The organism is Fictibacillus macauensis ZFHKF-1 (assembly GCF_000269865.1).
In the GTDB taxonomy this organism is placed as follows: Bacteria; Bacillota; Bacilli; order Bacillales; family Fictibacillaceae; genus Fictibacillus_C; species Fictibacillus_C macauensis.
The window spans coordinates 39,797-55,755 of the sequence record NZ_AKKV01000038.1; the positions used below are offsets into that span (position 1 = coordinate 39,797).

Sequence of the window (15,959 nt, forward strand, 5' to 3'; positions counted from 1 at the left end):
CAATGATAATTTATCCTTTTTTTCACTTTTATTATGTGGACAATCAAAAAAATTATGTACAGTTTGTAGAATTTTGTTGTGAAAGACAAAAATTACGGTTAATGCACCATTTTTCTAGAATAAAAAAAGCACTTCTTATAACCAGCAAAAGAACTCCCCAGCAACGAGCTTGCCGGAGAGTTTCTTTACAATGTTTGTGTGTTAAGAGGCATTCCCGTGCGAAGAAATCCTCGTGATTCTACGCCACCTAAGCCTTCTCTTCCTGTTAACGTATTGCGTAAAACATCCATTACATTCACATGTTCCATAAATGAAGTAAGGCTGATTTTCGATACAATATAAACTGGATCTAACGCATGAATATTAATTCGTGAAGGAGAGCTTGCAAAATTACTACCGGCTTTAATTAACGATTCGAAATGCGATTGACATGCTCCTGCAAAAATCATTAATGAATCGAGTTGTGGATACTTACGACGAATTTCTCGGACAGTCCGCACGAAATATTTCGTATGACGATAGGCCTGTAAATCATCCGCCGCTCCTTTCGTCTTCATATAGGCGTCGTGTCCGGTAATGACTAGTATATCTGGGCGAACTTCATCAACGAGCGCCGGAACACGCTCAGGCATATCAGGCTCTTTCATATGAATCCCATACACCGGTACACCAAAACGCTTATATAGCTCGAGACATTTATTTAAGTACATAGGATCTCCATCTACATGGAGCACTCTGCCCGGCAATTCAAAATAGGAATGATCGTATTCATAACCATTCGTTGATAGATATTCGCGCTTTTGACGTAACAGATGATAATCTTGACGAAATAATTTATAGGATGATTCTTCCTTTACTTGAGTTACTTGGCGGTGCTCATGCTGATCTTGTTGTGACATAACAACTAAATCACTCACCGGCGCGTCAGCTTGAAGACGCATTTCATCTCCCGCTAAATCAGCGATTGATTTGTCGTCATTAAAACCGATCACTCGAAACATTAAATCACATTGATACGACGTTCTTCCAACGACGGTTCCGATTTCAAGTTTCACCTGAATTCCCCCTGTTTAAAAAACCAGCGCCTTGCTGCCTTATCTTCTTTTAAACATATGAATCGGGCGTTTCTGTTAGAAGTCTTTTACTAAAAAAGTCACGTCCACCAAGAAAAAGCCTCCAGAAAATTCTAGAGGCTTAACGCTACACTATTCCTTTACAAGTGGTCCAATGGCATCAGACAAGATACCAAACTCCTCAATCGTCAAGGTTTCCCCTCGACGCTTAGGATCGATTCCTGTTGTATCAAAAACAGCTTGCAGCGCTTCTTTTTGATTACTAAGATTTAGGTTATTGATGAGGTTATTCCACAATGTCTTGCGACGTTGTCCAAAGGATGCTCGAATCAATGCAAAGAAAAACGTTTCATCTTTCACGCTAATTGGCGGTTCTTTACGAATGGTTAATCGTATTACTGCAGAATCAACATTCGGTGCAGGAACGAAAACAGTCTTCGGAACTTTCATAACCGTTTCAGCTTCTGCATAATATTGAATGGCAATCGATAAGGAATTATACTCTTTCGTACCCGGCTTTGCAGCTAGACGGTCAGCTACTTCTTTTTGAATCATACAAACAATGCCGCGGATCGGTAATTTTTCAGTAAGCAATTTCATAATGATCGGGGTCGTTACATAGTACGGAAGATTGGCAACGACCATAATGTCCTCAATGCCCTGAAATTCACGTGTAATCACTTCATGAACATCTGCTTCAAGAATGTCAGAATGAATGACAGACGCGTGAGGATAAGGCGCTAACGTTTCTTTTAAAATAGGCAACAGACGCTGATCGATTTCAAAAGCTACAACCTTCTTTGCTTCCCGCGCAATAAATTCTGTTAATGCACCAATCCCTGGGCCAATTTCTATCGCACCTGATTCTTCAGTTAAGTTGGCTTGGGCAACGATATTACTTAAAATATTTCGATCAATTAAAAAGTTTTGGCCCAAACTTTTCTTAAACGTAAAGCCGTGTTTCTTTAATATTTCTTTCGTGCTTTGAGGATTTGAAATGTCCTTCATCCTTGCTGTTCCTCCTCTAAAACGGTTTGTAGCGCCGTAATAAATTCTTGTTCTGTAATTTGAAACATTTTTAATCGTTTATAGAGTTGTTTTCCATTCATATATCCGATTTTCAGTTGCTTCCCGAGCTGTTCTCTGCGCGCCTTCGCTTGTGGACCACCTAATAAACCGGCTGCATGTAAGTCGTCCCATGAAATAATTTCAACCTCATCTACTACATCACGCTTTATATTAAGCAATGCTTCGCGAATCGCCTCTTTAGATGCATGCTCCACACCTAATTTTCGTTTATTACGAGCAATCGCTTCTGCTTTAGGTAAAAAGGCGTGCTGACAGCCTGGAACCCGCTCAGTAATGATTTTGCGAATGCGCTCACCAGGAAAATCAGGATCAGTAAAAACAATGACCCCACGCTTTTCTTGCGCCATTTTAATGCGGGCAATTGTCTCCTCACTAATTTCAGAACCGTTCGTTTCTAATGTATCTGCATCCACTGCATGACGAATGGCAAGTGTATCACTTTTTCCTTCTACGACGATTATTTCTTTTATTTTCATTCGTTCCTCCAACCGTAGAATGCTATGTTTTTGCTCAATAGACCACATAGGAATAGACTTATTCTAAATAAACTCCCTTCCTAGTATACCCTTACTTTCTCTATAGGAAAATAAAAAGCAGAGGAGTACCCTCTGCTTTTTATACCCAGTTTCTTCTATTATAAAATGCTAATCAATAATTTTCACGCGTACTTGACGGCGTCCCCAATCAGAACACCGAGATTCCGAAGAGAAAAAGACATCAATTCGATTTCCCTTAATAGCTCCACCAGTGTCACCAGCAATCGCGTATCCATATCCTTCAACGTACACCTTGCTACCGAGTGGAATAACACTCGGATCGACTGCAATTACTTTCATGTTTGGGTTTGCACGCAAATCAATTCCCGTGCTCGTTCGTCCTGTACAGCCTGCACAGCTCTCAGAATAAGCCGTGCTTGTGACTAACAGTTCTCTACCTTCTGACTTCGTTCCACGTGAAACGGTCGGTGAATGAGTGCTCTCTCCTGACACGTCAGCAGAAGATTTTGTTCCAATAGCAACTACTTCATCCTTGCTTTTCTTGAGGGTTTTCGTATCTTTTAACTCACGGGAAACTTCTTTCCCGTTTTCAAGAGTGACCTTATACTTTTTCGCAATTTTCCCTTTTTTACCTGGGTGAATTACTTTCTTTTCTCCTTTTTCCAAGCTACCATCCTTATGCGTAACTGTTTTAAAAGGCGTACGTTCCTCAACTACATCGGTGGTCTTTTTAACGGAGATCACATTTACCTTCATGCCATCTGTTACATCAGCATCTAGCGAAGGTTCCACACGATCTTCTTTTCCTACTTTTATGTGCTGCTTCTTTAAAAGATCAACGACGGTAGTCGAAGTGGTCCATACTTTCTTACTCTTCTTCTTGCCTTCTGTTAAAAGAACGGAAAAAGCCTTTTGTACATTAATCGTTTTTGTATCTTTTAAAAGTGTATCTACACTCGGTGAAACACGGTCATGAGCTGTTAGTGATAGATGATGATCGTTTAAAAACTGCTTAACCGTTCGAGCAGTCGACCATTCCGTTACCGTTTGCCCGTTTTTCGTATACGTAATTTCATGTGCAGGTGTCCATTCAATGGTCATCCCACTTTTCAAATCGGCATCAAGCCCTGGACTTACTAAATCATGCTTTGTTACATGAATACCAAAATCAGAAAGCGCATCCCTAACGTTTTCCGCATGTGAACTGAACTCTTTTGTCTGTCCGTCCGCAACAATGGTAAGATCAGTCTTTGTAGATTCATAGCTTACAAAACCCGTTGTAACTGCTAATACCAAAATGGCTACTGAGATAAAGACAAGTTTTCTTGAAAATAAATGATACCATTTCTTTTCATTCCCCTTGTTCATGTTCCTCATTCCCCCTTTAAAAATTAAACATGCGCCATTTCTTCTAAAGTTCTATTACCTTGAAGAAATGGCTATTTTTTACATCAAACAGCAAAGCTTTACTACGTTTGAAGACCAAAGAGACGTTTTGCGTTAGCAGTTGTATGCTCAATAAGCTCTTCTAACGGCATTTCTCTTAATTCAGCTACTGTTTCCGCTACATACTTCACGTATGCTGGTTCATTGCGTTTTCCCCTCAGCGGATGAGGTGCTAAATACGGACAATCTGTTTCAATTAACAGGCGATCCAATGGCACTTCCTTTGCTACTTCTTTCGGTTTCTTCGCATTCTTAAACGTAACCGGTCCACCTAAAGAAATATAAAAATTCATATCAAGACATTCTTGAGCAACTTCAACACTGCCACTGTAGCAATGCATAATGCCTCCAACTTCGGCTGCACCTTCACTTCTAAGAATGTCTACAACATCTTGCGTTGCCTCTCGATTATGAATAATAATCGGCAATTTCACGCGTTTAGCTAATTGTATTTGTTGACGAAAGACGCGTTTTTGCACATCATGCGGGGATTTATCCCAATGATAATCCAGCCCCATTTCACCGATCGCAACAACTTTCGGATGCGCTGCTAGGTCTTCAATCCATTGAAGATCCTCTTCTGTCATATCAATAGCATCTACTGGATGCCATCCTACAGCTGCATAAATAAAGTCATATGTATCCGCGAGTTTCATTGCGCCGGTAATCGTTGGTCGATCAAAGCCGACAACGACCATATGCGTAACACCTTCATCTTGTGCTCGTTGTATAACTGCTTCTACGTCTTCTTGAAATTGTTCTGCATTTAAATGCGTGTGTGTATCAAACATAGAGATAACCCTCCCTAATTCTTTCACAGTCTATCATACATTAGTCCCAATACTCCAAGTCGGCGGAGTAACAATTCCATTACAATTTGATTACATTAGAAAAAGAATGTACAGAAAAATAACTTCTTAAAAATCACTAAAAAGCTCTAAACACTAGGAAACATAGCACTTTTTTCACTTGCATTCTATAAAAGGGTCTGAGATTTTATTATTTCAAAATATCATTATCCCTGTTTGCAACGTCAGAAAATCTCACAAAAAAGGATATCAACTCTCTGATTTTTTACAGAGTTGATATCCTTTTCATTTGGTTTATTTCACTTTTGATCCATTTGGTAATGATTGAGCGACTGTCGCTAATATTAGTTCTTCACCAGCTGATCCCGCTAAAATCATTCCCTCTGATAACTCACCGCGAAGTTTAACAGGCTTTAGATTTGTTACACAAATTACTTTTTTACCTACCAACTCTTCAGGAGAGTAATGCTTTGCAATACCTGATACAACTTGACGTTTTTCATAACCTAAATCAAGTTGAAGCTTTAATAGCTTATTTGCCTTTTTAACAGGCTCCGCCGCAATAACTTCAGCAACTCGTAAATCTACTTTCGTAAAGTCGTCAATTGTAATCTCGTCTACTTCTTCTTTTTCAACAATTGGTTCTTGTGCTTTCGCAGGAGCTGAACCTACCATTGCTTGTTTAATGTAGGCAACTTCCTCTTCGTTTTCAAGACGAGGGAAAATTGGTGTCCCTTTAGCAACACGTGTCCCTTTAGGAAGCGTTCCAAACGTATAGAGTGAATCCCATGCAGTATGTTCACCTGCTTGTAAGCCTAATTGCTCCCAAATTTTCTTTGGCGCAAGCGTCATAAATGGTTGAATAAGAATGGATACGATGCGTAATGATTCAGCAAGGTGATACATTACGGAACCTAATGCAGCTCGATCTTCTTCATTTTTTGCTAAGACCCAAGGTGTCGTCTCATCAATGTATTTATTCGTTCGACTAACAAGTTGCCAAATGCTCGCTAGCGCTACAGAGAATTCCATCGATTCAATTGTTTTTTCTACTTTAGCAATCGTGTCATTCGCAAACGCAACAAGACTTTCATCAAAGCTCGTTACATTTCCTTCATAAGCTGGCACTTCACCGTCGAAATATTTATGAATCATGGCAACTGTACGATTCAATAAGTTCCCAAGATCATTTGCTAGATCATGATTGATACGATCAACAAAGCTCTCCGGTGTAAAGACCCCATCTGAGCCAAAAGGAACTTCACGCAATAAGTAGTAACGAAGGGCATCTAAACCATAACGATCGATTAATGTAACTGGATCAACTACATTGCCTTTTGATTTAGACATTTTGCCGTCTTTCATTAATAACCAACCATGTGCAAATACTTGATCAGGTAGTGGTAAATCAAGTGCCATCAGCATAATAGGCCAATAAATAGTATGGAAGCGTACAATCTCTTTACCCACTAAGTGTACATTAGCCGGCCAAAATGTTTTAAATTTCTCATCTTGCTGTGATCCATAACCAAGCGCTGTAATGTAATTCGATAAGGCATCAATCCATACATAAACAACATGCTTAGGATTGCCTGGTACTTTTACGCCCCAATCAAACGATGTGCGTGAAACCGCTAGATCTTCTAGACCCGGTTTAATGAAGTTATTAATCATTTCATTTTTTCGCGACTCTGGTTGAATGAAATGAGGGTTATCTTCATAGTACTTCAACAAGCGATCTGCGTATTTACTCATTTTAAAGAAGTAGCTTTCTTCTTTCACACGTTTTACTTCACCACCACAATCCGGACATTTTCCGTCTACTAATTGTGTTTCTGTGAAAAACGATTCACACGGCGTACAGTACCATCCTTCATATTCGCCAAGATAAATATCGCCTTGATCAAGAAGCTGCTTAAAGATTTTCTCTACCGTATCTGTATGGCGCTTTTCTGTCGTACGAATAAAATCATCGTAAGAAATATCAAGCTTTTGCCACAGCTCTTTAATTCCTTCATACATGTTATCTACATATGCTTGTGGCGACACGTTATTTTCGTCCGCTTTTTGTTGAATTTTTTGACCATGCTCATCTGTACCTGTTAAATAAAGGACATTATAGCCTTTTAACCGTTTATAACGGGCAAGCGCATCACCTGCTACCGTCGTATAAGCATGACCAATATGTAGCTTTCCACTTGGGTAGTAGATCGGGGTTGTTAAATAAAACGTTTTTTCTCCCATGATTCTAAATTCCTCCGATAAATTGTAATAGACTCGTATTTAAAAAAAGTCCCAGCTACACTAGAAGGGACAGAGTTCATTGTACGTAAAAGTATACCATTATTAAGGTGTAATCTTCTGTAATTTTTACAGATCTAAGGGGATTGCACTGCTATTCTATTGTTTTCGACATTTTATTTAAAAAAAGTGTAAAAACAGGACATAAAATACAGTACAGGTGCGAAAACATTATATAAATACTTTCATTATGCTCATTTCTTCACTCAAAATATACCTAAATCGGCAAAGTTCTGTCAAGGTAAAGAGAAGTCTATCTAATAGAAAAGAGTAAGTGTTTTTTTTTACTGAAAGTTTTGTCGAATAGTGACGAATAGCTAATGCGCAATTACCAGTAATAAATTTGTAAATGAAGAAGAAACTTCAAAACTTATTGCTTTCTGTTTTATAGGAGAATATGATATGATTGAGCATATCGAAAATAGGGTAATTATTCAGTAAAATTTTTGTTAGCAAAATAGTTGACCTCAACTGGAAATATTGGTATGATTAGTTCGTGAGATTTTGTCGAATTATGACGATTATATAGAGATAATACGAGGTTTACACTATTTTTTATTATTCGGGAGGAGATTACTAAAATGAAATCTACAGGTATTGTTCGTAAAGTTGATGAATTAGGACGTGTGGTAATTCCAATCGAATTGCGCCGTACGCTTGGAATTGCGGAGAAAGACGCATTGGAGATCTACGTTGATGATGATCGCATCATCCTTAAAAAATACAAGCCTAACATGACATGTGCTGTTACTGGTGAAGTATCTGATGATAACTACTCACTTGCTGGTGGGAAAATCATCCTTAGCCCAGAAGGCGCTCAAGAAATCATGAACGAGCTTCAAAAACAACTTGAAACAAGCAAGTAAGTATAAAAGACCGTAGCGACTTCCCTCGCTACGGTCTTTTTTTTCTGTATTATCGTAAAAAACTAGAAAAGATAAGTACCAATGCTGGAGTTATTATTGCTTAAAAGCATATCTTCCCTATGTTATTGTTCCACATGAAACGCTTGATAGACTTCACGTTTCGACAAATCCCGATCACTGGCCGTTTTCTTAATGGCTTCTTTACTATTTACCTGCTCTTCTTCGATATAATGATTCACATGCTCTATGAGAGATAAATGTTCCCACCACGTCGATTGTTCTTGCAACGCATTACGCTCTTCGTCTGAACAGCCTTCGACAATTAAACAAAACTCCCCTTTTAGCTCGGTTGCTTGTGCCCAGTCTACCGCTTCTTGTAACGTTCCACGAACAAACTCTTCATATTTCTTCGTTAATTCACGCGCAATCGCAATTTTTCGGTTTCCGAGAATCTCCAACATGGCAGCTAACGTTTCTTTTAAACGATGTGGAGATTCATACAGCATCATTGTAAATCCATATCCTTTAAGCTTCTGAAGTTGTACTTTTCGCTCTTTCTTCCCTCGAGGTAAAAAGCCATAGAAATAAAAATCTTTCGTTTCTAAACCAGAAGCAATGAGTGCGGAAACTGCTGCATTCGCTCCCGGCAAAGGAACGACAGTAATCTGTTCCTGTAACGCACTAACAACGAGCTCGTAACCAGGATCAGAAACGGCTGGTGTTCCAGCATCTGTTACGACAGCAATTGTCTTCCCATTCTTTAAATGCTCGAGAAGTTTCTCCCCACTACTTTCTTTATTATGCTCATGATAACTAACGAGCGGGGTTGAGATCTCAAAATAATTACAAAGCTTCTTCGTCTGCCTCGTATCCTCCGCTGCAATATAGTCTGCTTCTTTTAGAATCCGTATTCCTCGAAAGGTCATGTCTTCTAGATTACCAATCGGAGTGGGCACTAAATATAAGATTCCACTGTCTTCATGAAAGCTCTTCTGTACAAACACGAGGAGTAGCTCCTTTCTTAATGAACTGTTCTTTCTTACGTTTCGACAGTTGTTTGATTGCATATTCTGCTTTCATTGCTTCTTCTTTTGAGCAATAGGCTTGTTCGTAGACAAGAACGAGTGGTCCTCTTCCTCTCGTATACTTTGCGCCTTTTCCTCGCTCATGCATAGAAAATCGTTTCTGCACATCAGTAGCATAGCCCGTATATAAGGTTCCATCACCACAGCGAATCATATAGACGTAGTGACTATTTCCCATAAAAAACCTTTTTAAGTTGCTCTGTATAGTTACCACCTTCTGTGTAGACAACGAGTGGCGGTAAAATGTGCAAATCTGGTTTTCCATCTTTCATGCCCTCAATAAGGAGCATATTCGCTTCACTACCCGCTTTCGGATAGACAAACTGAAGACGCTTCGGTTCAATTCGATAGTGCCGCATTAAACTTACTATATCCAAAAGTCGCTCTGGACGATGAACGAAGGCAACTTTTCCTCCCTGTTTTACAAGCTGACTACTCACAGCAACAACATCTTCAAGTGTACAATGAATTTCATGACGTGCAATGGCAAAATGTTCATTATCATTGTAGTCACGATCATTGTTTGAAGAGAAATACGGTGGGTTACAAACAACGGTATCAAAACGGCCATTATGATGAACGCTCGGAAACGCTGTTAAATTCCCTGTATGAATAGTAATTTGCTCCTGAAGTCCATTCAGTTGCACACTTCTCTCCGCCATATCACTCAAGCGCTCCTGAATTTCAACGCCCGTAATGTGTGCTTTCGTACGCTTCGTTAATAGTAAAGCTACCGCTCCATTCCCAGTACAAAGGTCAGCAATCTTCCCTTTTTGAATAGGAACATATGCAAAGCGACTTAATAGTACAGCATCAAGAGAAAAAGAAAAGACAGAAGGACTCTGAATGATTTTTAACGACTCATCTACTAAATAATCGAGACGCTCACCTTCATGTACAGTAGGTTCCATTTCTTTTTCACTCCTTTCATTACATACCACATATGGTTTTTATACTGTAAAAAAAGCCTTTCCGCGAGCGGAAAGACTCTTTTTACTTCTTATTAAGGAAGGAGAGGCAAAATAAGCAATCGCCCTCTGTCCGCACGCTTCCATAATGCAAATTACAAATATGAAATCCTTCTTGATACAGCCTAGCCAGATTGTCATAGCCTTCCCCGATATCTGCCGATTCTTGTGACAGTGGCCGCTTTTGGTTAGACGATTCAGCTTCTTTTGTTACTTGCGGTTTCATGGCACTCCGCAAATTATAGTTCTCCATTTGCAGATGATGATTCTGCTCGAGCAGTGCCACCAAATCTTCTTTTAGATTGCCGATTTCTTCTGTTAAAGCGGCCAATTGCTGCTCCATATGGGTCACCCGGGAAAAAATTTGATCTTTCTCCACGTGTTTTCCACCTCATTATTCTGTAGCTTGCGTAAACAATTCCTTTTCTTTCATCAACTCATCCAACGTATATTCCGTTACTTTTTCAAGCTCTGGTAACTCAACTTGGACAAGCTTTTCAAGCATATTCAATCCAATAACACGACCTCTTCCATCCGGTGTTGTAATGTGCTCACCTACATCAGGAAGTTCTTTTTTGACTTCTTCGTAATAATCGTTTTCATACTTTAAACAACACATTAAACGTCCACATAAACCAGAAATCTTCGCTGGATTCAACGATAAATTCTGATCTTTGGCCATTTTAATGGATACCGGTTCGAAGTCACCTAGAAACGTAGAACAGCAAAGCATACGTCCGCATGGACCAATACCACCGAGCATCTTCGCCTCATCTCTTACGCCAATTTGACGAAGTTCGATTCTCGTTCGAAAGATTGAGGCTAAGTCCTTCACAAGCTCTCGGAAATCAATGCGTCCATCGGCTGTAAAATAAAAAATAACTTTATTGCGATCAAATGTATATTCCACATCAACAAGCTTCATATCCAACTCATGTTGTGTAATTTTTTCTGTACAAAGATCAAACGCTTGGATCGCTGCTTTTTTATTTTCCTCTACAGCAAGTGTATCCTTCTCATTTGCTGTCCGGACCACTTTCTTTAAAGGGAGTACAACATCATTTTCCCCTACTTGTTTCTTCGCTATTACTACTTTTCCGTACTCGATACCCCTTGCTGTTTCAACAATTACGAATGTGTCTTTGTCGATTTCAAGGTCGCCAGGATCGAAATAGTATATTTTCCCCGCTTTTTTAAAACGGACACCCACTACTTCATACACAGGCTATTATCCCTCCCGTAATCGCAACACCAACTGCTCCATTAAGAGCTGCGGGTTAACGTTTGCACCTAGACGTTGTTTTGCGGTCAGTACCGCTCGCATTTTTTCACTGATCACTTTCTGTGAAATATGTAGAGCTTGTTGCTCCAACGCTTGCATTTGATCGGCAAATACGAGGTGCTCTGGCTCTGAAAGCTGTATAAATAAAAGATCTTTATACCAGATCAATAAAAGGTTTAATGCATAGTCGAGCTGTTCTTTCTCTTTAAAAAACGACAACCAGTTCTCCTGTAAGGAAACCAAGACCTGGTTGGGACGATTTCTCAGCTCTTCTGTTAATTGTATCACTTTGTCTCGTGCTTGTGCAAACCACTCTTCCCTACAAATTTCGAGTGCTTCCGAGCGATCATTCGTTAACGCAGCAGCTAATGAAGCCATATGCGAAGAGACACCCTCCTCTTGAAGAGAAGCAATGAGTGCCGCTGTTGGTAAAGGAGTAAAGGTAAGGAGTTGAGCCCGTGAAAGGATGGTATCCAAGAGACGATGTTTTTGTTCTGTTAATAAAAGAGCAATCGTTGCATCAGATGGCTCTTCTAAAAACTTCAATAAGCTATTGGCGGCTTGGACAGTCATACGATCGACATGTTCAATAATATAAACCTTCTTATCCGATTCCATTCCATGATAAGCAAATTCCTTTTGCAATCCACGGATTTGGTCAATTTTTATAGATTGACCGTCAGGCGCAACACGATGGACATCGGGATGGTTTTGCGAATCAATCCGGCGGCAATCTTTACATTCACCACATGGGTTCGCATCTTGTGTCACACGACATAAGTATGTCTTTGCTACTTGAAGAGCGATCTCCATCTTCCCTGTACCACGTCCACCCTCGAATACATATGCATGAGCAAGGCGGTTTTTCTTAATGCTATTTGTTAACGTTTTTACCACTTTATCTTGTCGTTGACGCAATGGTTCCCAGCTCATTTTCTTCACCTACGTATATATATTAATCAATAACCCTTGAATTTCACCAATTGCTTCTAACAGGGCCAACGGTTTTCTTTCTTGTCCAATTACGTTGTCCGTTAATGCGATTAGCTTTTGATCAACTTCTTTAACAAGTTGCATCGTTTCATGTTGACCATAAGCATTCCAGCCATCTTTTTGCTCTCGTTGTAAACCAACATCCAGAGCCTTTTTTATAAAAGATTGGACGAGTTGGCGATACGCTGCAACATCTTTTAATGTTTGCGCATAAATAACACGCTTTCCTTGTTGCTCTACTCTTTGTAATAACTCTTCTAGTTGATTCGTTTGCACACTTTTCTGTGCACTACCTAGCGTTTGTTGAAACGGTGATTGATGTCCTTCAACGATGATTGGTTCTTTCGTCCGTTGTTCAAAAACCGGTCGCAATTCTTGGGTGATCTTCATTCCTTTATTCCCCCGTTATGTTAGAACTGTTGAAAGGTTTCAATTGGTAAAACAAACACAGTTGCCCCACCAACAGCTACCTCGACAGGATACGGAACGTAAGCATCTGCATTTCCTCCCATTGGCGATACAGGCGCCACGAGCTGATTGCGACTTTTACAATTTTCTTTAATAATGTCCATTACACGCTCGACTTGATCGTCACTAACCCCGATCATAAAAGTCGTATTTCCTGCTTTCAAAAAACCACCTGTCGAAGCAAGTTTCGTTGCTCGAAATTCGTTTTTGACTAGGGCATCTGCAAGCTTTGTGCCATCTTTATCTTGGACAACGGCAATGATCATTTTCATTAGAAAATTCCCTCCTGTTTTCTCACGTATTATATCGGTTGGAAAGTAAGATTTTCATATCTTTTTCAATCGTATGAAAGACTGCTTCTACTGATTGACTACCGTCCACTAAACAAAATCGTCCTTCATTTTCGTTATAGAGCGATTTAAAGCCTGCACGGACGCGCTCATGATAGTCTAATTCCTTTTGTTCAATGCGATCCATACTTTCTCCTGCATAGCGATGCATCATACGCTTACGACCATCCCCTGGTTCAATATCAATTAAGTAACTGCGATGAGGCATTAATCCTCCCGTTGCAAAGCGATTCACTGCTTTTACTTCTTCAACCGGTATGCCTAAACCATATGCTTGATACGCAATCGATGCATCTACGAAACGATCACACAATACGACTTTTCCTTCCGCTAATGCAGGCATAATCTTTTCCTTAACATGCTGCGCCCGCGAAGCAGCATATAACAACACTTCTGTTTCATCGACCATTTCTTGATGAGCAGGATCAAGAATTAAGGAACGAATGCGATCAGAAATTGCTGTTCCTCCTGGTTCGCGTGTCACAACATGCGGAATGCCTTGTTGCTCTAAGAACTCTTTTAATAAAATGATTTGTGTTGATTTTCCTGAGCCATCTGGCCCTTCTACTGTTATAAATAATCCGTTCACTTTAACGCTTCCTTCTATTATTCATATATAGTAATTACCCTATTTTGCCCACCATGAAAACGAGCACCTGCTCGTTTCAGTGCTTCAAACTGATGTAATTGTTGTTTTGTAATGACTTCACCTTTCGCAATGAGAGGAATGCCAGGCGGATAAGGGATTAGCGCTTCTGCCGCCACACAGCCGACTGCATCTGCAATTAATACTTTCTTTTTTTTCATTGTACGTAAGGATTCATACGGTTGTGAAAGCGGTGAGATTTCAGGAATTTCGGTATGGCATGTCCGCTTCAACTCTCCGTCACCCCTTGATGCCTGCTCTAAAGTGTTTGTTATGATGGCTAGCAAACGCTCCTTGTTCTCGATTTTCCCTAATGGCAAAATAAACAGTACATTAAGCGAGTCAGCTAATTCTGTATAGATGCCTTGTGCTTCCAGCCTTTCTTGTAATTCAAAACCTGACACACCTGTAACACTTTGAATGGTAACCTTTAGCGGATCTAGTTCATCGTTTCCTTCTGCTTGTAGGACTGTAATGGTAGCAATCTGGCTAAGATGTTCTCGAAACGATGAGATATCTGCTAGTATGCCGTCATATTCTTTCTGTGATAAATGTTGTACGTAGTTACGCGCTACGTCTAATGACGCCATAATTGGATAGGATGGTGAGCTTGATTGGATCATTTGTAAGTAATGTTTGACCTGATCCTCATCAATGCGCTCACTATTGCTGTGTAAAAAAGCTCCCATAGTCAGTGCCGGCAACGTTTTATGCGCAGATTGCACAACGAGATCTGCTCCCATCGCAATTGCATTTGTCGGTAACCTTGTATCTCCCCCGAAGTGCGCTCCATGAGCCTCATCTACTAACACGACCATGTTATGTTCATGCATGATGGTAATCAATTCTTTTAAGTCTCGTGATATACCATAATAATTCGGATTCGTAAGCATAATTCCTTTCGCATCAGGATAGTGTCTTAACGCTTTTTTTACGACAGATAGAGATATACCCGTAGCAAATTGTCCTTGTGTGTGAATGTCAGGAGCTAAAAAGACTGGACGTAACCGTGCGAGTTCTAAACCATTTAAAACGGACTTATGACAGTTACGCTGTACAAACACAACATCTCCTGGCTGAAATGCCGCTAATAACATAACTAAATTACCAGCTGTACTTCCACCCACTAGAAAGTAGCTATGTTGCGCTTTTGACCATTGCGCCAGAAGAGTTTGCGCTTCTTTTATAACACCCTCTGGTTCATGAAGATCATCTAAGCCTGTAAGTTCAGTGGCATCTAAGGAAGCAATTGCAGCAAGAGGTTCATGCTGTTGAAAGCCCACTTTTCCTTTTTTATGTCCTGGCACGTAAAAAATCCCTTTTGATTTTTCCGCGTGTTGCAACAATGCCTCGTACAATGGTAATCTCATAATTCATCCTTTTTTCGTTAATATATAATATCTTTTCATTTTAGCATAACTCGCCTCATTCTGCTGTTGATTACAAGGAGTGAAAAGTTTCCACAAACACGATAAAAAGAGACCTACTTAGAAGGTCTCTTGCCGTAAAAAGAAGTTTTATATTGTAAGCCTTAACTAGAAATATGAACTAAGTTTAATTTTCGTAGTTGCGCTAAATAATGTTGATAAAAAGGATCAGTAGGTTCACAGCCAACAATACGCTCTTCACATTCAAGGCATATATATTGTTGAACAATGTGGATTCCCGTTTCTTTATATTGTTCGCAAATCATACAGACTTCCCCATTAGACTGTCTTGATACTTTCATTTCAGCCACCTCCATGCCCTTATTGTTTCCCGTGGGCTGTGTGTTTATACTCTCCTAAGTTAGCAATCTTTAAAAAAATGTTAACATCAAGTGAAGTCGCCCTTCATGAAATTAGTGATTAGCGAACGTTAACTCATTGTATGTAGGCATTCTTTTGTTCGTGTCTGTACTTTACGCACCCCTGAAAAAATAAAGTTATGACAAGAAAATGATTGGATCTTAAAAACCCTTCGTGTTGGAGGAGATCGGTTACTCTCCAAACAGAAGGATCAGGGGAATTGTGCGTGCTGATTGCTGGCATTGTCTATCTGTGTATCTTTATAGAAAAAAGCACCGCTGGATGTCTCCAACAGTGCT

18 protein-coding genes are annotated in these 15,959 nt (G+C 39.8%); 1 reads left to right on the forward strand and 17 read right to left on the reverse strand.

Features of this window, described 5'->3' with window-relative positions; genetic code table 11:
• Window positions 1–185: 185 nt before the first annotated feature.
• The 6 genes from yabG to metG all read right to left on the reverse strand — a co-directional run bounded on the left by yabG (window position 186) and on the right by metG (window position 7,158).
• Window positions 186–1,055: a sporulation peptidase YabG gene (yabG, locus tag A374_RS16740; protein WP_007203425.1), complete on the reverse strand. Its 870-nt coding sequence runs from the start codon at window positions 1,053–1,055 to the stop codon at window positions 186–188.
• A 150-nt stretch (window positions 1,056–1,205) separates the two neighbouring features.
• Window positions 1,206–2,081 carry a 16S rRNA (adenine(1518)-N(6)/adenine(1519)-N(6))-dimethyltransferase RsmA gene (gene rsmA, locus A374_RS16745; protein WP_007203426.1) on the reverse strand — a complete coding sequence of 292 codons (876 nt, stop codon included), beginning with the start codon at window positions 2,079–2,081 and terminating at the stop codon, window positions 1,206–1,208.
• Complete coding sequence (gene rnmV, locus A374_RS16750) at window positions 2,078–2,638, reverse strand: ribonuclease M5 (protein WP_007203427.1); 561 nt, start codon at window positions 2,636–2,638, stop codon at window positions 2,078–2,080. The genes rsmA and rnmV overlap by 4 nt, the downstream gene beginning before the upstream one ends.
• Window positions 2,639–2,806: 168 nt before the next feature.
• Window positions 2,807–4,027 carry a resuscitation-promoting factor gene (locus tag A374_RS16755; RefSeq protein ID WP_007203428.1) on the reverse strand — a complete coding sequence of 407 codons (1,221 nt, stop codon included), beginning with the start codon at window positions 4,025–4,027 and terminating at the stop codon, window positions 2,807–2,809.
• A 101-nt stretch (window positions 4,028–4,128) separates the two neighbouring features.
• Window positions 4,129–4,896: a TatD family hydrolase gene (locus A374_RS16760; RefSeq protein WP_007203429.1), complete on the reverse strand. Its 768-nt coding sequence runs from the start codon at window positions 4,894–4,896 to the stop codon at window positions 4,129–4,131.
• 312 nt (window positions 4,897–5,208) lie between these two features.
• The gene (metG, locus tag A374_RS16765; protein WP_007203430.1) at window positions 5,209–7,158 is read right to left on the reverse strand and encodes a methionine--tRNA ligase; all 1,950 of its coding nucleotides are present in this window, start codon (window positions 7,156–7,158) and stop codon (window positions 5,209–5,211) included.
• A 638-nt stretch (window positions 7,159–7,796) separates the two neighbouring features.
• Between metG and abrB the strand changes: the two genes are divergently transcribed.
• Window positions 7,797–8,081 carry a transition state genes transcriptional regulator AbrB gene (gene abrB, locus A374_RS16770; protein ID WP_007203431.1) on the forward strand — a complete coding sequence of 95 codons (285 nt, stop codon included), beginning with the start codon at window positions 7,797–7,799 and terminating at the stop codon, window positions 8,079–8,081.
• 122 nt (window positions 8,082–8,203) lie between these two features.
• On the opposite strand, the gene rsmI is transcribed toward abrB, so the two are convergent.
• The 11 genes from rsmI to A374_RS16825 all read right to left on the reverse strand — a co-directional run bounded on the left by rsmI (window position 8,204) and on the right by A374_RS16825 (window position 15,566).
• On the reverse strand, window positions 8,204–9,085 hold the full coding sequence (rsmI, locus tag A374_RS16775; protein WP_007203432.1) for a 16S rRNA (cytidine(1402)-2'-O)-methyltransferase: 882 nt from the start codon (window positions 9,083–9,085) through the stop codon (window positions 8,204–8,206).
• A complete protein-coding gene (locus A374_RS16780; protein WP_007203433.1) occupies window positions 9,060–9,344 on the reverse strand; it encodes a GIY-YIG nuclease family protein in 285 nt (94 codons plus the stop codon). The genes rsmI and A374_RS16780 overlap by 26 nt, the downstream gene beginning before the upstream one ends.
• A complete protein-coding gene (locus tag A374_RS16785) occupies window positions 9,334–10,077 on the reverse strand; it encodes a tRNA1(Val) (adenine(37)-N6)-methyltransferase (protein WP_007203434.1) in 744 nt (247 codons plus the stop codon). Before A374_RS16785 ends, A374_RS16780 begins: the two co-directional genes overlap by 11 nt.
• An 82-nt stretch (window positions 10,078–10,159) precedes the next feature.
• Window positions 10,160–10,513, reverse strand: a complete 354-nt coding sequence (gene yabA, locus A374_RS16790) for a DNA replication initiation control protein YabA (RefSeq protein WP_007203435.1) — start codon at window positions 10,511–10,513, stop codon at window positions 10,160–10,162.
• 15 nt (window positions 10,514–10,528) lie between these two features.
• Window positions 10,529–11,356 carry a PSP1 domain-containing protein gene (locus A374_RS16795; protein ID WP_007203436.1) on the reverse strand — a complete coding sequence of 276 codons (828 nt, stop codon included), beginning with the start codon at window positions 11,354–11,356 and terminating at the stop codon, window positions 10,529–10,531.
• Window positions 11,357–11,362: 6 nt separating this feature from the next.
• Window positions 11,363–12,349: a DNA polymerase III subunit delta' gene (gene holB, locus A374_RS16800; protein ID WP_007203437.1), complete on the reverse strand. Its 987-nt coding sequence runs from the start codon at window positions 12,347–12,349 to the stop codon at window positions 11,363–11,365.
• A gap of 9 nt (window positions 12,350–12,358) precedes the next feature.
• Window positions 12,359–12,799: a YaaR family protein gene (locus A374_RS16805; protein WP_007203438.1), complete on the reverse strand. Its 441-nt coding sequence runs from the start codon at window positions 12,797–12,799 to the stop codon at window positions 12,359–12,361.
• A 20-nt stretch (window positions 12,800–12,819) separates the two neighbouring features.
• Window positions 12,820–13,149, reverse strand: coding sequence for a cyclic-di-AMP receptor (locus A374_RS16810; RefSeq protein WP_007203439.1), 330 nt, complete (start codon window positions 13,147–13,149; stop codon window positions 12,820–12,822).
• Window positions 13,150–13,171: 22 nt separating this feature from the next.
• Window positions 13,172–13,816, reverse strand: a complete 645-nt coding sequence (tmk, locus tag A374_RS16815) for a dTMP kinase (RefSeq protein ID WP_007203440.1) — start codon at window positions 13,814–13,816, stop codon at window positions 13,172–13,174.
• Window positions 13,817–13,833: 17 nt separating this feature from the next.
• Complete coding sequence (locus A374_RS16820; RefSeq protein WP_040340697.1) at window positions 13,834–15,243, reverse strand: aminotransferase class I/II-fold pyridoxal phosphate-dependent enzyme; 1,410 nt, start codon at window positions 15,241–15,243, stop codon at window positions 13,834–13,836.
• Between the two features lie 161 nt (window positions 15,244–15,404).
• Window positions 15,405–15,566: a sigma factor G inhibitor Gin gene (locus tag A374_RS16825; protein WP_238535188.1), complete on the reverse strand. Its 162-nt coding sequence runs from the start codon at window positions 15,564–15,566 to the stop codon at window positions 15,405–15,407.
• Window positions 15,567–15,959: the final 393 nt, after the last annotated feature.